The organism is Enterobacter sp. MF024 (assembly GCF_005843915.1).
Lineage (GTDB): Bacteria > Pseudomonadota > Gammaproteobacteria > Enterobacterales > Enterobacteriaceae > Enterobacter > Enterobacter barmai.
Window position 1 is genome coordinate 97,169 of record NZ_VCBB01000006.1, and the last position, 21,736, is coordinate 118,904.

Annotated in this window: 18 protein-coding genes; 12 read left to right on the forward strand and 6 right to left on the reverse strand. The window is 54.3% G+C overall.

Features of this window, described 5'->3' with window-relative positions; all coding sequences use genetic code 11:
- Positions 1–4: 4 nt before the first annotated feature.
- From phnE to FFB58_RS12585, 5 genes are all read right to left on the reverse strand, one after another.
- A complete protein-coding gene (gene phnE / locus FFB58_RS12565) occupies positions 5–784 on the reverse strand; it encodes a phosphonate ABC transporter, permease protein PhnE (protein WP_039028381.1) in 780 nt (259 codons plus the stop codon).
- A gap of 111 nt (positions 785–895) precedes the next feature.
- On the reverse strand, positions 896–1,912 hold the full coding sequence (gene phnD / locus FFB58_RS12570; RefSeq protein ID WP_138370055.1) for a phosphonate ABC transporter substrate-binding protein: 1,017 nt from the start codon (positions 1,910–1,912) through the stop codon (positions 896–898).
- A 23-nt stretch (positions 1,913–1,935) separates the two neighbouring features.
- A complete protein-coding gene (gene phnC / locus FFB58_RS12575; protein ID WP_039028383.1) occupies positions 1,936–2,724 on the reverse strand; it encodes a phosphonate ABC transporter ATP-binding protein in 789 nt (262 codons plus the stop codon).
- A 134-nt stretch (positions 2,725–2,858) separates the two neighbouring features.
- Positions 2,859–3,290, reverse strand: a complete 432-nt coding sequence (gene yjdN / locus FFB58_RS12580; RefSeq protein ID WP_138370056.1) for a VOC family metalloprotein YjdN — start codon at positions 3,288–3,290, stop codon at positions 2,859–2,861.
- A 121-nt stretch (positions 3,291–3,411) separates the two neighbouring features.
- Entirely contained in the window at positions 3,412–3,747 is a 336-nt protein-coding gene (locus FFB58_RS12585; protein WP_039028385.1) for a zinc ribbon domain-containing protein YjdM, read from the reverse strand.
- Between the two features lie 207 nt (positions 3,748–3,954).
- On the opposite strand from FFB58_RS12585, the gene FFB58_RS12590 reads away from it, so the two are divergent.
- From FFB58_RS12590 to FFB58_RS12600, 3 genes are all read left to right on the forward strand, one after another.
- On the forward strand, positions 3,955–4,140 hold the full coding sequence (locus FFB58_RS12590; RefSeq protein ID WP_039028386.1) for a hypothetical protein: 186 nt from the start codon (positions 3,955–3,957) through the stop codon (positions 4,138–4,140).
- Between the two features lie 197 nt (positions 4,141–4,337).
- On the forward strand, positions 4,338–6,695 hold the full coding sequence (gene crfC / locus FFB58_RS12595) for a clamp-binding protein CrfC (RefSeq protein WP_039028387.1): 2,358 nt from the start codon (positions 4,338–4,340) through the stop codon (positions 6,693–6,695).
- On the forward strand, positions 6,692–7,570 hold the full coding sequence (locus tag FFB58_RS12600) for a diguanylate cyclase regulator RdcB family protein (RefSeq protein WP_039028388.1): 879 nt from the start codon (positions 6,692–6,694) through the stop codon (positions 7,568–7,570). Before crfC ends, FFB58_RS12600 begins: the two co-directional genes overlap by 4 nt.
- A gap of 502 nt (positions 7,571–8,072) precedes the next feature.
- Here FFB58_RS12600 and kdgT read toward each other — a convergent pair.
- Positions 8,073–9,068 carry a 2-keto-3-deoxygluconate transporter gene (kdgT, locus tag FFB58_RS12610; RefSeq protein WP_039028389.1) on the reverse strand — a complete coding sequence of 332 codons (996 nt, stop codon included), beginning with the start codon at positions 9,066–9,068 and terminating at the stop codon, positions 8,073–8,075.
- A gap of 659 nt (positions 9,069–9,727) precedes the next feature.
- Here kdgT and proP point away from each other — a divergent pair.
- The 9 genes from proP (at position 9,728) to FFB58_RS12655 (ending at position 21,736) form a co-directional block, all read left to right on the forward strand.
- Positions 9,728–11,230 carry a glycine betaine/L-proline transporter ProP gene (gene proP, locus FFB58_RS12615; protein WP_039028390.1) on the forward strand — a complete coding sequence of 501 codons (1,503 nt, stop codon included), beginning with the start codon at positions 9,728–9,730 and terminating at the stop codon, positions 11,228–11,230.
- 345 nt (positions 11,231–11,575) lie between these two features.
- Positions 11,576–12,991: an undecaprenyl-phosphate glucose phosphotransferase gene (locus FFB58_RS12620; protein ID WP_138370058.1), complete on the forward strand. Its 1,416-nt coding sequence runs from the start codon at positions 11,576–11,578 to the stop codon at positions 12,989–12,991.
- Positions 12,981–14,267, forward strand: coding sequence for an outer membrane beta-barrel protein (locus FFB58_RS12625; RefSeq protein ID WP_138370059.1), 1,287 nt, complete (start codon positions 12,981–12,983; stop codon positions 14,265–14,267). Before FFB58_RS12620 ends, FFB58_RS12625 begins: the two co-directional genes overlap by 11 nt.
- 1 nt (position 14,268) lies before the next feature.
- Positions 14,269–14,826 (forward strand): polysaccharide biosynthesis/export family protein, encoded by a 558-nt coding sequence (locus FFB58_RS12630; protein ID WP_039028393.1) that lies wholly within the window; start codon positions 14,269–14,271, stop codon positions 14,824–14,826.
- Between the two features lie 2 nt (positions 14,827–14,828).
- A complete protein-coding gene (locus FFB58_RS12635; RefSeq protein WP_138370060.1) occupies positions 14,829–16,949 on the forward strand; it encodes a polysaccharide biosynthesis tyrosine autokinase in 2,121 nt (706 codons plus the stop codon).
- Positions 16,946–18,157 carry a capsular biosynthesis protein gene (locus FFB58_RS12640; protein WP_039028395.1) on the forward strand — a complete coding sequence of 404 codons (1,212 nt, stop codon included), beginning with the start codon at positions 16,946–16,948 and terminating at the stop codon, positions 18,155–18,157. The genes FFB58_RS12635 and FFB58_RS12640 overlap by 4 nt, the downstream gene beginning before the upstream one ends.
- A complete protein-coding gene (locus tag FFB58_RS12645) occupies positions 18,154–19,530 on the forward strand; it encodes a hypothetical protein (RefSeq protein WP_039028396.1) in 1,377 nt (458 codons plus the stop codon). The genes FFB58_RS12640 and FFB58_RS12645 overlap by 4 nt, the downstream gene beginning before the upstream one ends.
- Complete coding sequence (locus FFB58_RS12650; protein WP_138370061.1) at positions 19,527–20,525, forward strand: glycosyltransferase; 999 nt, start codon at positions 19,527–19,529, stop codon at positions 20,523–20,525. The genes FFB58_RS12645 and FFB58_RS12650 overlap by 4 nt, the downstream gene beginning before the upstream one ends.
- On the forward strand, positions 20,525–21,736 hold the full coding sequence (locus FFB58_RS12655) for a glycosyltransferase family 4 protein (protein WP_138370062.1): 1,212 nt from the start codon (positions 20,525–20,527) through the stop codon (positions 21,734–21,736). The genes FFB58_RS12650 and FFB58_RS12655 overlap by 1 nt, the downstream gene beginning before the upstream one ends.

Sequence of the window (21,736 nt, forward strand, 5' to 3'; positions counted from 1 at the left end):
CTACTCAGATGAAGTGCTTACGCAAACGTTGAGAGAGGAAGTCCAGCAGGCTGACGGTGATGATGATGAGCACCATCAGGGCGCAGGTTTGCTGGAACTGGAAGCCGCGAATCGCTTCCCACAGGGTGACGCCAATTCCGCCCGCGCCCACCATGCCGACCACCGTCGCCGAGCGGACGTTGGACTCAAAGCGGTAGAGGGAGTAGGAGATGAGCAGCGGCATCACCTGCGGCAGGACGCCGTAGAGGATCTCTTCCAGCTTGTTGGCGCCGGTGGCGCGAATGCCTTCGACCGGGCCGGGCTCGATGGCTTCCACCGCTTCCGAAAGCAGTTTGGAGAGCACGCCGGTGGTGTGAATAAAAAGCGCCAGCACCCCGGCGAAGGGACCGAGACCGACGGCGACCACGAACAGCATCGCAAAGACCATTTCGTTGATGGCGCGGCAGGCGTCCATCAGGCGACGCACCGGCTGGTAAATCCACCACGGCACGATGTTATCGGCGCTCATCAGACCAAACGGAATGGAGAGCACCACGGCCAGGGCGGTGCCCCAGACGGCGATTTGCAGGGTGACGGCCATTTCGCTGAGGTAGTCCTGCCACTGGCTGAAGTCCGGCGGGAAGAAGTCGGCGGCGAAGGTCGCCATGTTGCCGGAGTCACGTACCAGCGTCAGCGGGTCCATTTCCGCGCCTTTCCAGGAGACGACGAGCACCGCCAGCAGAACGGCCCAGCCGATCAGCGAGAACCAGCCGCGCTTTGGCGGGGGGAGAGTGATGGTTTGCATGTTAACTCCGTTGGTTTATGTTCCCCTCACCCTAACCCTCTCCCCATAGGGGAGAGGGAACCTGAACACCCTCTCCCCTATGGGGAGAGGGCTGGGGTGAGGGGTATAGGGTTATTGCACCGCTTTACTCACGCTGGTCATGGTGCCCAGCGCGGCGGTCAGGCGGTCGAGATCGTCCAGCTGGGCCTGAATTTCAGACATCTTGCTGCTCTTCTCTTCCTCTTTCAGACCCTTGTTGTCCTTCACGCCCTGGATCTGTTTGAACAGCGCCAGCTGGCGGATAGGTACCAGCTGCAGGTCGCTGGAGGCGCGGAACGGTGCCCAGCCCAGACGTTCCAGCACGGTTTTCTCTTCCGCCGTTTTGCCGTAGTTCATAAAGAAGTCGTACACCTTGTCCTTGGTGCTTTCGGAGAGGTTTTTACGCCACACAATCGGGTCGCCCGGGATCAGCGGAGATTTCCAGATCACCTTCAGTTCTTTCAGCTTGTCCGGAGCGGACGTCTTCAGCTTGTCGAGGTTTTCGGTGTTGTTGGTGGCCACATCCACCTGCTTGTTGGCGACGGCCAGGGCATTGGTTTCATGCCCGGCGTTGACCGTGCGTTTGAATTCGCTGGTGGAGACGTTGTTTTTGGCGAAGACGTAGTAGCCAGGGACCAGGAAGCCCGAGGTGGAGTTCGGGTCGCCGTTGCCAAAGGTGAGCTCTTTACGTTTAGCGAGCATGTCCTGAAGGTTGTTGATAGGGCTGTCTTTGTTGACGATCAGCACGCTCCAGTAACCCGGGGAGCCGTCGGCGGCGACGGTTTGCGCAAAGACCTGACCATTGGCGCGATCCACCGCTTCCATGGCGGAGAGATTGCCGTACCAGGCGATGTCCACTTTGTTAAAGCGCATCCCCTGGATGATGCCCGCGTAGTCCGGGGCGAAGAAGGCGTTCACTTTGATCCCCAGTTTGGTTTCCATATCCTTCAGGAAGGGTTCCCACTGTGGCTTCAGGTTCTGCTGTGATTCCGTCGAAATGATGCCGAAGTTCAGCGCTTTTTCCTGCTCCTCAGCGAACGCCGGGCTTAACAGGGTGCTGATGCTGAACATGCTGGTGAAGGCCAGCGCGGCAACCGTTTTATAGCTCATTTCCATTCCTCATTGTGGGGACGTTAAGCAGCCTGCGCGCTCTCTTCGACGCGATTTATGCTGCGGTAGAGATGGTCAAAACGTTCGTTATCAAACTGATGGCTGGCGCCATCGAAGAAGACGTGGCCCTGACGCAGGGCGACGATGCGCTCGCAGTAGCGCAGGGCGTAATCCACCTGATGCAGCGTCACCACGATGGTGATGCCGTCTTTCTGGTTGATGTCGCGCAGGGTCTCCATGACGATGCGCGCCGACTCCGGATCCAGCGAGGCAATCGGCTCATCGGCGAGAATGATTTTGGCTTTCTGCATCAGCGCCCGGGCGATCGCCACGCGCTGCTGTTGTCCACCGGACAGGGTGGAGACGCGCTGGTGGGCGAAATGGGCCATGCCGACGCGGGCCAGCGCCTGCAGCGCCTCCTGCTTCTGGGCTGGGGAGAACCAGCGCAGGCAGGTGCGCCAGAACGGGGTGCTGCCGAGGGCGCCGATCAGCACGTTCTCCAGCACCGTCAGGCGATTCACCAGGTTGAACTGCTGGAAGATGTAGCCGGTCTGGGCGCGGCTTTTACGGATGTCACTCGCCAGACGGCCCGCGCGCTGCACGGTGTTGCCCAGCAGCTCTACAAAGCTTTCCGACGTTTTATCGCAGGTGATAAGGCCGCTTAGGTGGCGCAGAAGGGTGGATTTACCGGAACCGGACGGCCCGAGCAGCGCTACCATTTCGCCCTGATGGACGGTCAGATCAACGGCATGCAGAGCCTTGTTATGATGGAAGGTCTTGCTCAGTTTCTCGACGCGGATGACAGTGTGCATGGGTGAGGCCTCGATTCGAATGTGGCCTCATGCTGGCGGATCAATGTGACATTTAGGTTAAGTGTTAGTTGCGGGAGTTTGAAGAGTTGAGGTGAAAGCGATGACAGGCGGAGGCATGGCCCCCGCCGACGGGATCACGGTTGTTTAACGACGTTGATCATCCAGGGAACGCCGAACTTATCGGTCACTTTACCGAAACCGTGCGCCCAGAAGGTCTCCTGCCAGGCCATATCAACCGTGCCGCCTGCGGCCAGGCTATCGAACCAGCGTTTGCCCTCGGCCACGTCCTGGGTATCAAGTACCAGGGTAAACCCGGCGTAGGTGCCATTACCGCTGAGCGTGCCGTCGCTCATCATGATGTCGCTGCCGGCGATGCGCACGTTGGAGTGGGCGATAGCGGAGTCGGGGAACTGCATGCCGGACGGACAGCCCTCTTCGCTGTTGTCGTCTTTGGGCATGTCACCGAAGGTCATTTTATAGAGGAGTTCTGCGCCAACGGCCTGCTGGTAGTAGGCGATGGCCTCTTCGCAGTTGCCGGCGAAAGAGATGTAGGGACTTAACGGCATAATAGTTACCTCAGGTAAGAGAAGCCCGTTAAGTTTAGTTCGCTTTTTGTAGGCCGGATAAGCGGAGCGCATCCGGCAAAAGCGCCCGGCGGCGCTTCGCTTGCCGGGCCTACAAAACAAATCAGTTCTTTTTCACGAACTCGGATTTGAGCTTCATCGGGCCGAAGCCGTCAATTTTGCAGTCGATGTTGTGGTCGCCCTCGACCAGACGAATGCCTTTCACTTTGGTGCCGATCTTCAGCATTGACGAGCTGCCTTTTACCTTCAGATCTTTAATGACGGTGACGTTATCGCCATCCGCCAGCAGATTGCCGTTGGCATCTTTGACGATCAGTTCGTCGCTCTCTGCTGCGGGCTCTGCGTTATTCCATTCGTAAGCGCATTCCGGGCAGATAAACATACCGTTATCTTCGTAGGTGTATTCAGAGTTGCATTTTGGACAGTGTGGAAGCTGCATGGTGTTCTCCTCAAAATAGTGCGAACCGGCGGCAATAAGGCCCGCCAAAAATCGACAGGTTGTCGAAAAAGGCGGCAAGTATAGCGCATGTCCTTACTGTTGTCGGTGATATTATTTTTCGCTTTTGTCCAAAAAAGCGTTTTCAGTGACATTGTTTGTCAGTGACTCAGGTAATGATAAGTCTCAGGCACAGGAGGAGAAACTCTTATGAATGAAAGCAATAATATTTATTGCGGCAAATTGATACGCCGTACTATTTCAGATAAGGTTAAGGTGCTAATGATATTCACCGTAAATGTTTTTAAAGCCATCCCCGATCCACAAAGGGGTGAATTACCCCTCATTTTTGGTGGGCGATTAAAGATGGTTTATCCTGAAATTTCGTCAATTTGAGCTACGCTCTTTATCTTTCGGTTTCCCTGACCGAAGGAGCGTGCTCCGCTGCTTTACGCGCCGAAAGAATATATTTTATTGCCATCAAGCAATTATATTGCGTCGAACATATTTGCTACACGGAATCATATAAGCCGATCCTTCATTCTTAAAATAATTCGGTTATATAAAATTTGTGTTAAGGGAAGGCTTTTACCATGCACACACAAACAATATTTGAGTTAAGCCAGGAAGCAGAAAGGCTGCTGCAACTCTCCTTGCAGAATCTCGATGCGCTGAGCGCCATGCCTGTTGCGATGCTGGACAACGCGACGTCGGCCCTTACCGGCGAAACCAGTAACATATTACCTCTGCACTTTAGTGCCCGTGGCTTAGAAGCGCAGCAGTCGATGCTGAATAATGAGCTGCGCAAAATTACCCGTCTGGAGATGGTGCTGGCGATCGTGGGCACCATGAAAGCCGGGAAGTCCACCACCATCAACGCCATCGTGGGCACCGAGGTGTTGCCCAACCGCAACCGCCCGATGACCGCGTTGCCGACGCTGATCCGCCATACCCCGGGCCAGAAAGAGCCGGTGCTGCATTTTTCTCACGTGGCGCCGATCGATACATTAATAAAACAGATGCAAAAGAAGCTCGCCAATTTCGATCGTGGCAAGCTGGCCCAGCAACTTGAAATTGATAAAGATATGAATGCGCTGCTGGGGCGCATTGAATCCGGCGAAGCATTTGAAAAACATTATTTGGGTGCGCAGCCAATATTTAACTGTTTAAAAAACCTTAACGATTTAGTGCGCCTTTCCCAGGCGCTGGGAACCGATTTTCCGTTTTCGGCCTATGCCGCAATTGAAAATATCCCGGTTATTGAAGTGGAATTTGTTCATCTGGCCGGGCTGGACGCGCATCTGGGGCAATTAACCCTGCTGGACACCCCGGGGCCGAACGAGGCCGGGCAGCCTCATCTGCAAAAAATGCTCACCGAGCAGCTCTCACGTGCCTCGGCGGTGCTGGCGGTAATGGACTATACGCAGCTGAAGTCGATTTCGGATGCCGAAGTGCGGCTGGCTATTTCTGCCGTCAGCAAATCGGTCCCGCTGTATGCGCTGGTCAATAAATTCGATCAGAAAGACCGTAACAGCGACGATGAAGAGCAGGTGCGGGCGATGATATCCGGCACCCTGATGAAAGGCCACATCTCTCCGGGCCAGATCTTCCCGGTGTCGTCGATGTGGGGATACCTGGCGAACCGCGCCCGTCATGAGCTGACGCAGCACGGTAAGCTGCCGGATCACCAGGAGCAGCGCTGGGTGCAGGATTTTGCCGAAGCCGCGCTGGGCCGCCGCTGGCGGACTGCCGATCTGGACGATATTGAACATGTTCGCCACTCCGCCGATCTGCTGTGGGAGGACTCCCTCTTCGAGCAGCCGATCCGCAAGCTGATTCACGCCGCCTACGCTAACGCCTCGCTCTACGCGCTACGCTCGGCGTCGCATAAGCTGCTGAACTATGCCCAGAACGCCCGCGAATATCTGGATTTCCGCTATCAGGGGCTGACGGTGGCCTTTGAGGAGCTGGAGCTAAATATCGCCCGGCTGGAAGAGGATATGGCGCTGCTGCAGTCCCGCCAGGCGTCGGTGAGCGATGAGGTGAGGCATGAGGTTAGCCAGGCGCTGACGGCAACCGATCTGTTTATCAGCACCCAGCAGAGCGATATCAAACTTGCGGTAGAACACATCTTCAACCCGGACAATTTGCTGGATCTGGCCGGGTTTAATCCGCATACGCTGCATGCCGATGCGTTAGCGACGCCCGGCCAGCTGGTGCTTGAGGATGAAGGCCAGGCGCAGATCCTGCTGAGCAAAATCCGCTCCTCCTGCGAAATGATCATGCTGGATGCGCAGGCCAAAATCGGCCGCGAGCTGGCGCTGCGGTTTGACCAGCTGGAAACCACTCTGGCCCGCTCGCTGAACGACGCCATGCGTCCGATTGAGACGCGCATTAAAGAGGAGTTAAGCCACGCCGGTTTCCGCGCGCGGATCAGCTTCCCGGCGTTCCAGGCGAACCAGCTTAACTTCAACACCCGGAGCCTGTTCAGCGACGCTATCGCCCAGGAGAGTCAGCCAGCCAGCCAGGCGCAGGGAGCCAGCAGCGCGTTGCGCGAGACGGTCTCCCGCTGGTTGAACAATCCGGGCTGGGGCTGGGAAGATTACGTGATGACGCGGACGCGATACGTTATCAACGTGTCACAGCTTCATGAAAAATTTAAACAGCATATAGATCACTTTTGTGAACAAATTCGTAAAGCTTTGGCGGCGCAGGTCGATGTCTCTGTTACAGCAGGTATGGCAACATTCTTTGCGGAATTCTCGTTATGCCTTGCTGGGTTACAGGAAAGCTTGCGTGATAGCCTCGCAGTGCGCCAGCAAAATGAGCATGCCACACGGGCGCTCAGCCAGCTGCTGCAGCAATGTATTACCACTGCGACGTGGATTCAGGAAGATACCCGACTGTTACGCGATGATATTCAAACGCTATTCGCGGCAGAGCAACCATGACAAAACACTTACTGGACGGTCCCGGACGGACGCTGGAATGTATCCATCCTAAATTTATGGTCGACCTGGTACAGGGGGCTGACGCGCAGCGTCATACCTCTGTGGCGTCGCAACAGCAGCACTTTCGTGAACGTTTAACCCAGGAGATCATGGCGCAGACTCAGCTTCGCCAGTGGGCCATGGGGGGAATGTTCAGCGAAAATGCTGTGCTGCGGCTCGGGCTGGCAGAGAAGCTGGCGGGGATGTTTGACCCCGGCCATCTGGCATTGACCCGGATGACGCAAATCCTCACCACCCTGCGCCAGCAGGCCAGCCTGCGTAATCAGCCAGCCATCGGGCTGGTGCATCAGTACGAGACCCTCGCTGCCCATTTCCAGCAACGTGCACAGTTTAAAGAGAAAGCCTTAACCCAGCGCGGATTAACGGTGCAGGCCGGCGTTCACAGCGAGCAGATTTTTACCCGCTGGCGGGCCGGACACTATGACGGCTGGTCGCTGGCCGGGCGCGGTTATGTGGCGCTGGAGGAGCTGCGCTGGGGAGCGTTTGGTGACGCCTGCCGGCTGGCGAATGCGGACGTCAGCGCCATGCTGAAAGATAACCTGTGCAGCATGGTGGCGAACTATCTGGCGCAGGGGATCAACGCCGCGCCCAACACTCGTCATTTCTATCATCAGTGGCTGACCACGCCCGGTACGCCGGGGATTATCGATCATAAAGACATGCTGGGCTGGCTGGGGGACTGGTGTGATACCGACAGGCATCCGGTGTGCTGGTCGGTGACGCAGAGCTGGCAGAACGTGGCATTGGGGATGCCGAGGCTGTGTTCGGCGGCCAGGCTGGCAAAAGCGATGGTGGGTGAGGTGTTTGGGGAGTAAGGGTTGGCACGGTTAGTCCCCTCTCCCTTGAGGGAGAGGGTTGGGGTGAGGGGGAATATGCGGCACCGATGGTTTTTCCGTTCACTTCCAGAGCAGCGCTCCTTTGTAAACAACGTCAACTGTGAACGTGTTAAGGGGGCTATCGCGCCCCCTTAACAATCCCGGCTCCCGGCAAGAAAATCGCCGCTTCGCGGATTGTTCGCCCCATCCCTGGGGCTCACCCCTTCGGGGCCAGCGCAAGCGCTGTCCAAAATTGCTCCCGGCAATTTTGTCCTCAGCTTATTCCCGCAGGCTTAGGGTCGGGCGTGATCCTACATCCCTGTAGGTCACGCCCTCTCGGCGCATCCATGCGCCTCGCCCCGGCCTGCGGTCAACGCTTCGGCGATTTTCAGCCGGACCAGGGCGCCGCTGTAAGTCATTTATTATCCTGTAATGACTTCCTTGCTATAAATACAAAGCCCCCTCCCTGTAGGGGAGAGGGCTAACGTTTAGGGTTTACCTGTTAGTGGTGCAGTGACTCCACCGCTTGCGGTTCTTCGGCTTTTGCCGGGACCTGACCAAAGCGTTTGGCATACAGCGCGGTAATAATCGGAACCAGAATCGCGGTGACGATGACGCTTGCGGCAACCAGTGCGGTAGCGGAAGCGGCAACCGGTTCGAACGCCGGGTTAATCTGGGCGATAATCACCGGGTTTGCCACCGCAGCGCCTGCTGCTGAAGAGGCGGCCACACCCGCAGTACCATTCCCCCCACCGATAACACGGTCGGCAATAATCAGCGGAATACCGGTGATAACGATAACCGCCACACCCAGAACAATACCCAGCAGGCCAGTGTCGAGGATCACGTTCAGGTTGATGGTGTTACCCAGCGCGAAGCCGAAGAACGGGATCAGAACCGGTGTTGCTTTGCTGAAGAAGTCGCGCAGATCGTGGTCGAGGTTGCCGAGGGCAAAACCGATCAGGAACGGCAGGACGGCGCCAACAAAGTGGTGTGGTTCAAAGGACGCCAGACCTGCGGAGCCGAGGATCAGCATGGTCATCAGCGGGCCGGACTCCAGAGACATCAGAACGAAAGCACCGGACTCTTCTTTGGTGCCGTACTGGTTCATCAGGCTGGCGTACAGACCGCCGTTGGTCATGTCCATTGCAGAGACAATCGCCAGCACCGAGAGGCCCGCGAAGAAGCCGGTCTGAATGCCGTTTTCCGGGATAAACATGGCGCAAACCATCGCCACAATCCACGCCACGGCAATTTTGGTAATAACCAGCGTACCGGATTTACGTAATACCGTGCCCGTTGCACGTAAATTAATGGAGGCGCCGATACAGAAGAACCATACCGCAAGAATTGGAACTGTGCCGGTAATCATACCTTTGGTGAACCCACCAAAATAGGCTCCGGTATTTGGTGCTAAGGTATTTAAAATTGCGCCCAGAACCAGCGGAACCAGCATCATCCCACCGGGGATGCGTTCAATCGCGGCTTTAATCTTCATCATCAACACTCACATCTCATCGCGCATCGCCGGCGGACAAGTCATAATTAATAATCTAATGAATACAACGAATTGCTGCGCATTGACGTCAGGCGATTCGTTATTCATACAGCAGATATAAAACAGTTCGGCTCATTAAACCTTCATTTGAAGGAGGCCTGACTCGTTCTGACGGACTTATGATGCGATCGTTGGAATGATGATTCAATCAAAATAAAACACCGTTTTAGTTATCTTCATCACATATTTTAAGGAAACAGGATATTTGCCTCTTGATTATTAAAGCGGCTGTGAATGTCTTGTAAAAAAAAGTCGTTCTTTTTTAATTTCACCGCAAATAATAACGCCCGGAAGGGTATTTACAGAGGCAGACATAAGAAACAACTAATGGTCATGGTTTTACAGTTTTTACACTTCTGGTGATAAACTGAAAAATATATGTGAAGTTGATCACACATATAAACGCTGGTAGGGTATTGAGGTCATCAACAAGCCCAGACAGGCGTCAACAGGTTCGGTTGTACCGGTCAAAAAAGGTCAGTGTAAGTAAACCTGCTACGCTTGAGTGAGGAGAATGCGCATGAGGCGCTTCCCGGGTTCCACAGAGTGCTTTTTTTGAGCGCTGTGGGGAGAGCTGGGCTCAGTCTACGAGGATAGCAATGCTTAAAAGGAAAAAAGTTAAACCGATCACCCTGCGCGACGTCACCATTATTGATGACGGCAAACTGCGCAAAGCGATCACCGCCGCCTCGCTCGGTAATGCGATGGAGTGGTTCGATTTTGGCGTGTATGGCTTTGTGGCCTATGCGCTGGGTAAAGTCTTCTTCCCCGGTGCCGATCCCAGCGTGCAGATGATTGCCGCCCTCGGGACCTTCTCTGTGCCTTTCCTTATTCGTCCGCTCGGCGGCCTGTTCTTCGGGATGCTGGGGGACAAGTACGGACGTCAGAAAATCCTCGCGATAACCATTGTGATCATGTCGGTCAGTACCTTCTGTATCGGCCTGATCCCGTCGTATGAGAGCATTGGTATCTGGGCGCCGATCCTGCTGCTGCTGTGTAAGATGGCTCAGGGCTTCTCGGTTGGGGGCGAGTACACCGGTGCGTCGATCTTCGTCGCCGAGTACTCTCCGGACCGTAAGCGCGGCTTTATGGGCAGCTGGCTCGACTTTGGCTCCATTGCCGGGTTCGTGCTCGGCGCGGGCGTGGTGGTGTTGCTCTCCACCGTGGTGGGCGAAGAGAACTTCCTCTCCTGGGGCTGGCGTATTCCGTTCTTCCTGGCGCTGCCGTTAGGCATCATCGGCCTCTATCTGCGCCACGCGTTAGAAGAGACTCCGGCGTTCCAGCAGCACGTTGATAAGCTGGAGCAGGGCGATCGCGAAGGTCTGCAGGAAGGGCCTAAAGTCTCGTTCAAAGAGATTGCCACCCGTCACTGGCGCAGCCTGCTGACCTGTATCGGTCTGGTGATCTCCACCAACGTGACCTATTACATGCTGCTCACCTACATGCCGAGCTACCTGTCGCATAACCTGCACTACTCAGAAGATCACGGCGTGCTGATCATCATCGCTATCATGGTCGGGATGCTGTTTGTGCAGCCGATTATGGGCCTGCTGAGCGACCGCTTCGGCCGTCGTCCCTTCATTATTTTCGGCAGTGTCGCGCTGTTCGTGCTGGCTATCCCGGCCTTCATTATGATCAACAGTAATGTGATCGGCCTGATTTTTGCCGGTCTGCTGATGCTGGCGGTGATCCTCAACTGCTTTATCGGCGTGATGGCCTCGACCCTGCCAGCGATGTTCCCGACGCACATTCGCTACAGCGCGCTGGCAGCGGCGTTTAATATCTCGGTGCTGATTGCCGGTATTACCCCTACGCTGGCGGCATCGCTGGTAGAGAGTACCCAGAACCTGATGATGCCCGCGTACTACCTGATGGTGATTGCGGTCATCGGCCTGGTTACCGGCATTTATATGAAAGAGACGGCGAACCTGCCGCTGAAAGGGGCGACGCCTGCTGCGTCTGACCTCCAGGAAGCGAAGGAGATCCTGCGTGAGCATCACGACAACATCGAGCAGAAGATTGAAGATATCGATGCTGAAATCGCGGAGCTGCAGGCGAAGCGGTCCCGGCTGGTGGACCAACACCCCCGCATAAACGAGTAAATTAAAAACCCGGCCTCGGCCGGGTTTTTTTATGCCTTTAGTTTGCGTAATCGCTTTTTTCATTCCTGAACGGAATACAACTAAAGTTTGTTGGCGGTTTTATTGAATAGTGCTTACGCTGTATATAAACAGATGTCTCTATAAAACCGACGCTTCAGCGCTATAAGGGATGTGTATGCCGAGTCTTACACCGACATAGCAGTGAACCCAGCCAGACCCTAAAATGCTGACTCATTTAGGTTGCGCCTCCCTGCGCGGACCCGTGTTTTATTTTTACTACGCTTACCGGTGCAATTAGCACAACAAAAAAATAATACCGATGCTTAATTATAAGTAGGTCAGGACATGCTGAGAAATTCGCAAAAGATCACCCATGGAGGTTACTCAGTATTCATTAAATTAATTGATTTCTTCTCAATTAATTTAATTCTGATGCTCAGTGGTTGGTGGTTGAAAATGGAGTCTTTCGACACTGTAATTTTGATCAGCCTATTATACTCCACCGCATTTTTACTGTTTGGCGAGTACACGCAGTGTTATTTGTATCGACCTAAAAACAACAAGTTACGCAACCAACGGCGGCTTTTCCTGACGGCTTTTTTCGCCATTCTGTTTATCGGCATAGTACGCATTCTCGTTGCCAAATTATATTCGTTGGGCTACTTAACCTTTATCGACGTGCGCAATATTCCCGCGATGCCGTTATGGTATGCCTCGCCGATCCCTTTTCTTTATGTCGTCCGCCTGATTATTTTCAAACTTTCCGCTAAAAAGCGCATCAGAGTTGCCATTATCGGGATTACCGATAACGGCCTGGCCGCGGAAAAGGCGTTGCGTCTGGAATATGCGGACGTGAAGCTGGAGCTGGCCTTCTACGATGAACGCGGCCCGGAGCGACTGGGCGAACTGGCGAAAAGAATTACCAGTCCTTATAACGGGCCCGTAATTAAACTGGTCGAAGAAGCCAAGGCTGGCAGGGTCGACGAAATCTACATTGCCCTGCCGATGGTGGCGCTGGAGCGCATACGCCATTTCCTGGCCATGATGTCCGATACCACGGTAAATACCTGGATCGTGCCGGACTTTTACGCCTACAGCACCAATACCTCGCAGATACGCTCCATCCATAACTTACAAACCATCGGTATTTTCACCTCGCCTCTGGATGGCGGAGGGGCGTTTATAAAACGCGCAGAAGATCTGGTGCTCGGCAGCGCGATTATGGTAATGATTGTCTCGTTAATGATCGTCATTGCCATTGGTATCAAGCTCACCTCTCGCGGGCCGGTTTTCTTTAAACAGGATCGCTACGGTCTGAGCGGGCAGAAGATCAAAGTCTGGAAGTTCCGGACCATGAAAGTTATGGAAAATACCGACACGGTGAAACAGGCGACACGAGATGACCCCCGGGTCACGCGCTTTGGAGCATTCTTACGTCGGACATCTCTGGATGAGCTACCGCAGTTCATCAATGTTATTCAGGGAAATATGTCGATTGTCGGCCCACGGCCCCATGCCGTGGCGCACAACGAGCTTTACCGTAAGCAGGTCGAGAACTACATGATTCGCCATAAAGTGAAGCCTGGGATCACAGGTTTAGCGCAAATTAATGGCTATCGTGGCGAAATTGATGCGCTATATAAAATGGAAAAGCGAGTCCAGTACGACATTGAATATATTCAGAACTGGTCCTTTTGGTTAGATATAAAAATCATCATTAAAACCATTTTTAAGGGATTTGTCGGTAAGAATGCATACTAAAATTATTATTATCGCTGGGATTATGGCGTCTCCGGTCGCGTTAGCAGAATTAACGCCAAAATCACACATTGGCTGGGCAGGTATCGACTTTCAAAGCAATGTCGGGGTGAACTATGGGCATAACGATAATGTGACCTTCCAGCCTCAGGATAGCGACGCGAAAGGCTCCGACTTTCAGAGCCTCAAGCCGGTCTTGTCCCTGAATGGGGAACGCGGCCAGGACAAGTATTTGCTGATGTACACGGGGGATTATCGTCACTACTCCAGCGATTCTGCGGATGATTATGACGATCACTTTTTCCGCTTCAAGGGCGACTGGCGTTATGGTCTGATGCATGGCCTGAGCCTGACGCTGGAAGATTCCCTCGGCCATGAAGAGCGCGGGCGTGGCGTGACGGAAGGGTTCCTGCCGGAACAGTTCCGTGAATTTGGCGTAACGTCGCCGTTAACCACCAATTTGTTCAACAGCGAGCTGCGCTATAGTTATGGTGCACCCGACGGACGGGGAAGGGCTGACCTGGCGTTAATGCACCGCAGATGGTCTTTTGGTAATACCGGCCAGGTTGAAAGCAAGGATGAGGACTTTGCACAATATATCCGCGAGCAGGAGTGGACCGAAAATACCCTGATTGCAGAAATTTTCGATCAGTACACATCTAAGACGCGTTTTCGCTATAGTTTTATTACTAACCAGTTTCATTACGATCATGACTCACAAAAAGACAGTAATGAATATTATTTGCGTTACGGCATTCAGTCCCAGCTTACGGGCAAAACGAATGTTGATATGAACGTGTCGTGGCTCTATAAAACTTTTGAGAATAACCCCGGTTCAAAGGATTTCAACGGGATTAACTGGGATATATTGGGCGAGTGGAGACCGCTTCAGCAGTCGCTGTTTACGTTAAGAACATCACAAAGTATTAAGGATCCTTCCGAAGCGGGCGGATATAATTTACTTACTGAGTACGGCATTTCCTACAAACATTTATGGATGAACGACCGGTTAACGACGTTGCTTGATTACGCATATATTACAGAGGATTACAAAGATCAGGACAAGGACCGCCACGACAAAAATAGCGTGTTTTCAATTATCGTAGGTTATGACTTCACCACATCGTTTAACGTTGGTGTGGAATATCATTTTGATACGCTTAAGTCTAATAAAGATACAGATACGTTTACCATCGGCCCCAACGACGATCGCATCGTGACTGAAACGTTGGGCTATGATCAATCTTTGATTATGCTTACAGCTAAGGTTCAGATTTAAAATGAAAATAATGAAACTGTGCGCATTTTTACTCCTCAGCCTTGTTTTCGCTGGCTGCAAATCACCGCAGCCGACGTTAATGGACAATAGCGTAGTGGATTCAGGAAATTATTTACTGGGCTCGGGTGATATCGTCAACATTAACGTTGCCGGGCAGCCTGACCTGACCATGAAAGTAGTACTTGATAACAGTGGGGCTATTAATTACCCCTATATTGGCAAGCTGGAATTAAAGGGCAAAACCGCCAGCCAGGTGGATGCGGAAATTACGCAACGCCTGCGCAAAGGTTTTGTGCTTAATCCCATGGTGACGGTCAATATCGCTGAATTCCGTAAGTTTTATATCTCTGGTGAAGTTGAGAACCCGAATGGCTATTCCTACGAGCCAGGTATGACCGTGGAGAAATCCATCGCCCTTGCTGGGGGTTATACCGATCGTGCAGACCGTACGGATCTCAAAATTCGTCAATCATCCACCGGTGAGTTACTCGAAAATGTTGATGTTACGCACTCCGTTCTCCCGGGCGATCTCGTCATTATTGGCACAGGATTCTTCTGACCATGAAACTATCAATAGTGGAAAATGGCAAAAAGCGAGAAAGCGCTATCGATATCGCAAGATTTGCCAGAGAAATTAAAAAGAACTCCTGGAAAATCCTTCTCTCCGGCATCGTTGCCGGAGCGATTGCCTGGCCACTAATGAGTTTGATGTCATCGAAGTACGTTTCCACCGCCACGGTACTGATCAAAGCTCAGCCGGACAATGTTTCACCATTCCAGAAAGTGGAAGGCTATGACTCCACCCGTAACGGATATTACGAAACGCAAACCGCGCTGATGCAGTCGCGCGTGGTGCTTGAGCAGGCCATTCGCACGCTGAAACTCGATCAGAACCCCGCGTTTAACGGCGAGGGGGCGGGCATTGGCGCAACCCCTGAGAACGAACAGCAGCGGGTAGATCATGCCCTGAAAACGCTGATGAAAGATCTCACCATCAGCAACGTGCGCACCACCCATCTGTCCACCGTCTCCTATGAATCCACGTCGCCGCAACTGGCGGCGGATGTGGCTAACGGCGTCGCCGAGTCGTTTATCAATTACACCCTGGCCCTCAAGCAGCAAAAAACGGCGAAGGCGAGGGATGATAACCAGCAGAAGCTTCAGGAACTTCAGCAGCAGATGGCGCAACAAAAGTCCGCTCTGGATGGCTATCTGGCGAAAGAGGGGTTATTGACCTTCCGCGGCGTGGATGGTTTTGAGACGGAACAGATGGGCATTATCACCAACCGACTGGCGAATGCGACCGAGCGCCGGGTGGCGGCTGAATCTGTCTATAACGAGATTCGTTCCGGCGGGGGGAGAGCCATCTCGCTGCCGTCGATTTCAAACCATGCCCAGATCCAGGATTTACGCATCGCCCTGATCCAGGCCAACAGCGAGCTTTCGCAACTGGAAAAAACCTACGGGCCACAGTACGACAAAGTGATCCAGGCCCGGGCCCGTATCAGCGCGATCCAGGCGCAAACGGCGATGACGCTCAGGGAGCAGGAAGCCGGATTACGCCAGAACTACGAGGCGGCGCTGGCGGACGAAAGAAATTATCAGAAGCAGCTGGAAGAACAGAAAGCGAACTTCCAGAAGTTGTCTATGAAACGTGATGGATACAACGACCTGAAGCTGGCGCTGGATAAAACGGAAGAGATGTACAAGATGGCCTATCAGCGCACGCAGGAGCTGGCGTTACCCGGCTCTTATTCCGATGCCGATGCGGAGATCTACGATCCGGCTGTACCCGCTGCGCTTCCGGCCAAACCGAATAAGCCGCTGCTGATGTTGATGATTGTGCTGCTGGTGATGCTTTTCTACACGATGTACATCATGGTGAAAACCGCCACGGACAAATCGGTGAATACCCTCAGCCAGATGCAGAAACGACTGAATCTGCTGCCGCTGGGTGAGATCCGCCGCTTTAAAGGGGTGGGCGGGCGCAGCAAAATCCGCGATCTGATCGCCAGCGATCCGCTGAATGCCGACATCATTCACAGCATGCGCACGCAGATCATGCTGAACAGCCATCCGCTGCAGGTCATTGCCGTGACGTCGGCGGAAGGCGGAGAGGGGCGGACGCTGCTGGCGAACCTGCTGGCCAACTCCTTTAGCTTTGACCAGAAAACGCTGCTTATCGATATGGATTTCTTCAACAGCGACGGTCTGTCGGGCGAACTGGGCTCACCGAAGGCGCCGGGCGTGGCAGAAGTGCTGCGCGGCGACAGTGCGACCGACAACGTGCTGGTGAAGATGAGCGAGAATCTCGACTTCCTGCCGCGCGGCAATACCCCGGTCTCCGCGCTGCTGCTGCTGTCGCCTGAACGGCTGAAACCGCTGATCGATTCGCTGCGTGGCCGCTACCAGCGCATTATCGTCGATGTGGCGGCGGTGAATCAGAGCCAGGAAGTCCAGCTGGTGAGCCAGGTGACGGATGGCCTGATCTTTGTCCTGAAAGCGGGTCTGAACGCGGCCGACACGATTGGGCCAGCCATTGAGAAAGCGGCCAACGACCACAACGTGATTATCGGCGGGGTGCTGAATCAGGTGGTGGATAAAAATCTGGAGAGCAAAGAGGGGCTGCGTTCGCTGAATTACCATACCCACGAACTGATGAATAACACAGGCCAGGCATGAGTCTCCTTAAGAGCGCCTCCACGATCGCGGGGTCATCAGTCATATCACAACTGATTGGTGCCCTGTCGATCTGGCTCATTTCGCATAAGTACGATCTTGGCGAGGTGGGGCTCTACGCGCTCAACTACAGCATTGCCCTGATCGGGGCGCAGGTCTGTACCTTTGCCTCGCAGCTGTTGATCCCCAGGCAACAGGATGACGAGCTGGCCCAGAACGTGGTGTTCTGTCTGCTGCAAAGCCTGACCATCGCCATTCCGTATGCCGTACTGACGGGCTGGCTGTTTCATCAGAATGTCCTTTTCCTCTACCTGCTCACGCTCTCGAATACCTGGGTGCTGATAGCCGAGAACCTGTCGCTGCGCACGGCAAACTTTCGCTTTCTGGTGGTGCAACGCATCTCCGTCTCGGTGGTGGTGGTGGTGTCCGTGCTGCTCACCCACCAGGTGATGGCGTTTTACTGGATGTGGGCGATCCTGATGATGGCGCTGACCAGCGCCTGCATCCTGCGGGCATTTGATATTCGCACCGTCGCGCTGCATCACCTGTCGCCCTCCAGTAACCTGGCGTTCCTGCAAAAAAATATCCACCACATCACCAAAGTGGGCAGTGCCGAAGTGCTGGCGATGGCTAACAACAACCTGCCGATCATGCTGATCAACTTCTGGTTCTCAGCCTTAACGGCGGGCTACTTCTCGGTGGTCAGCCGCTTCTGCCTGGCCCCGGTGGTGATTGTCGGCAATGCGGTGCGCAATACCATTTTCTCGAAATGGTCGATTGATTTCAGAAACAACGTCTTCAACTACGAAGAGTACACAAAGGTCCGCCTGCTGCTGTTGGTGCTGGGCGTGATCTGCACCCTGGGCGTCTTTATCTTCTATCCGATTGTGATGAATCTCGGTTTCAGCGAGGAGTGGATCGCCTCCGTACCCACCTCGCGCTACATGCTGCCGTACCTGTTCCCGGCGCTGGCGGTCTGTCCGCTGACGGTAATCGAGCTGATTTTCGGCTCGCACCGCTACTTCCTGCGGATCCAGCTCGAACAACTGGCGATCGTGGGGATCGCGTTTGTCGTTGTCCCGTACTTCTACAATGACTATGCGACCTCCATCATCATATTTTCGATTCTGACGTTCATTCGCTACGCCTTCATCTATCTGAAGGTGAATAAGCGCGCCGATATTCTGAAAAACGGGTCAGTGGCATCATGAATCTTAATACCGGACATTACCTACAAACGTTCACCCTGCTGACACTCATCTTCTGCGGGCTGGTGCAGTATTTTACCGGTGAGCTGACGGTGCTGTGGCTGCCCTTCTTCTTAACGATGCTGATGGCGGCTTTCCTGCTTCTGCAGACCCGTCACGAACCCGTGCGCCTCGATGCGCAGGAAGCCATTGTCCTGACGCTGTATCTCTCTTTTATCCTGCTCGCAGGGATCTCGACCCTGTTTCAGGGCGGGGCGCTCATCACCCTTATCGGGTTTAAGAATGAGATTGCCCTCTCGCTGGTGATGCTCTGCCTGCTGCTGGGGTTCTGCCGGGAATCGCAGATCTACCAGGTCACGCGCGGCCTGTACTGGATTTTTTATCTCCAGTTCCCGGTTGCGCTCTACCAGCTCATCTTTGTGGTGCCGCAGCGCGTGGCGTTGCATGGCGAAGAGGAAAAATGGGACTCCGTGGTGGGAACGTTCGGGGGCGACCCGATGGGTGGGGGAAACACCGCAGCGATGGGCTTGTTCTGCCTGCTGATCATGCTGCTGAAAGTCTCGGAGTATAAGCATGGGCTGACCAGCTTTAAAAACATGGCCTTGCATATCATCCTGGGTTTTGTGATGTGCATTATTGGTGAAGTGAAGTTCGTGATCCTGCTGTCGCCGTTATTGCTGGGGTGGGTGTGGATCATGCCTTCCTGGGTCAAAGAGGCGAGCAAGGTGAATCTGGCCGTGCTGCTGTCTATTCTGGTGTCGATGGTGCTGTTGATCGGCCTGGCCATTGTCATCCTGGCCTACAGCTATAGCGCCGCCTATGGCATCGACACGTCGGAAAACCCCTTCGCCGTGTTCTTTGACTCACTGGGCTACATTTTCGACCCGAACTTCATCCTGCCGGGCGGGGAGATAGGGCGTTTTACCACCCTGACGTTCTGGTTACAGCATAACGACCTGTCGGGGTTGCCGGGCACGCTGTTCGGCTACGGGCTGAATGCCACCAACAGCGGCAGCTTCCTCTCGCCGGGTTTCCTGAACCAGATCTACAACCTGACCCTCGACAGTACCGCCATGAGTATGCTGCTCTGGGAAGTCGGGGTGGTGGGGACCGTCATCTTTATCGGGCTGTTTGTCTATATTCTGAAAGTGGTTCAGCCTGAACCGTTGCTGTCGGTTGACCAGATTGATGAGCAGGATCTCCGGCTGCTGAGCTTTGCGCCGGCCTTTAACGTTTTTTCAATCGCCTGTCTGCTCAGTATTCCCTACAGCCAGATACTGATGATCGTGCCAATGCTGCAATTCTTGTTCTATTTATCATTAGGTTCCAGCTTGATCATTCGCCGGACCGTACGCCGTTATACGGGGCTCTATTGATGTACAAACCGTTTATTACCGTAAGTATTAAGACGTTTAACGAAGCCGAATGTATAGAGAAAACCATCGACAGTATTCGCAGCCAGATTGCTGAGTATCCGCATAAAATTATCGTTGCCGACAGTCTTTCGACGGATAACACCCAGCAGCTGGCCAGCGATAAAGGGGTGATGGTGGTGTCGTTAACCGAACCGGCAGACCGCTGCTGCGGCGTCGGGCATCAGCTGGGCTACCTTCACAGCGAAGGTGAGTTCATCCTGCTGATGGATGGCGATATGGAGCTGGAGCCGGGATTCATCGATCGGGCGGTGGCGTTTCTGCAGGAAAATCCTGGGTACGCTGGCGTGGCCGGAACGGTGGAGATGGACGACGCTTCAAACTATGAATTCACCTCCCGCAAGCAGCGCATTAATAAGATCTACCCCCTGGGCGACTGCGACCATCTGGGCGGCGGCGGACTGTACCGCCTGTCGGCGATTGCCGATATCGGCTACTTAACCAACCGCAGCCTGCACGCCTATGAAGAGGCGGAGCTGGGGATCCGCCTGCTGACCGCGGGTTACAAACTGCATCGCCTGAACGTGCCCTATTTCCGGCACACCTCCTACACAATGCCGACCTTCAAAATGCTGCGCTATCGCTGGAAGAGCGGTTTCCATCAGGCGCCGGGGGAGCTGCTGCGCAGCGCGTGGGGTAAACCCTGGTTCCGCGACGCGCTGATGCTGGTGAAAAACGAAGTCATCTTCGCAAGTTACATTCTTATCGTGCTGATTGTGTTCTTTACCTTCGACGTCAGCCTGATCGATATCGCGCTGTTGCCGCTGCTGGCCTTTATCCTGCTGAAAACCATTCGCAACCGCTCATTAAAAAACGGCCTCAACAGCGTAATCAATCTGGCGGTGCTCTCTGCCGGGCTGGTCAAAGGGCTTTTTCATCCGCTCCGCGACCCCAGGGTGCCACCGGGCAATAAAGTTATTCGTGAGCAGGGAGAGTAATGAAAGTCTTACTGGTGAATAAGTTCTTCTTTATCAAAGGAGGAGCTGAAACGGTCTATTTTCAGGAACGCAACATGCTGAAAGAGGCCGGCGTGGAGGTGATCGATTTCTCGATGCAGCATGAGAAAAACTTCCCCTCTGACTATGCGGACTACTTTGTCACAAACGTGGATTACCATACAGAGGGTGGTCTGCTGGCCGGGGCTAAAACCGCCATCAACTTTATTCACAACCGCGAAGCCTGCAAAAAAATGCGGGCGCTGCTGGAGCAGACGCGCCCGGAGATCGTCCACTTCCACAATATCTATCACCAGCTGACGCCGGCGCTGATCAAGGTCGCCCGGGATTTCGGCTGTAAGACGGTGTTAACCGCCCACGACTATAAAATTATGTGCCCGTCGTACTCCATGCTGCGCGACGGCAAGGTGTGCGATGCCTGCGTGACCGGCACCGTGTTCAATGCGTTTCGCTATCGCTGCCAGGAGGGCTCGGCGGCGAAAAGCCTGCTGCTCTCCTTAGAGGCCACCTGGCAGTACATCGCGCAAAATTATCAGGCGCTGGACGTGATTGTCTCCCCGAGCGAGTTCCTGCGTAACGAGCTGAAGCGCTCGCTGCCGAAGTCCCGTATCGAGGTGATCGTGAACGGCATCGACGACGGTAAGCCGCCAGAAGAGAGCCCTGATGAGTCGTATCTGCTCTACGTCGGGCGCCTGAGCCGCGAAAAAGGGGTGCCGACGCTGACCCGGGCGCATCAGCTTATGCGCAACAAAATGCCGTTAAAAGTGGTCGGCCACGGGCCGCTGCATGACGACATGGTTAAGAACTTCCCCGATGCGGAATTCCTTGGCTATGTGCAGCAGGGACCGGGGCTGGATGCGTTGATTAAAAACGCCCGGGCGGTGGTGCTGCCCTCAGAATGTTATGAGAACTGCTCGATGGCGGTGCTGGAGGCGATGTCGTTCGCCCGGCCGGTGGTGGGGGCCCGCATTGGCGGCATCCCGGAGCAGATTCGACACGATGTGGAAGGATTGCTGTTTGAACCTGGCAACGCTCAGGATCTGGCCGATGCGCTGGACGTGATAGCGGAAAACCCGCAGCAGGCCCGGGAGATGGGGCTGAGAGGCCGGGAACGGCTTTGCCAGAAATACTCACTGCGTAAGCACATGGAAACGTTGCAGTCGCTGTACCGCGAGCTGCTCGACGGGCGATAA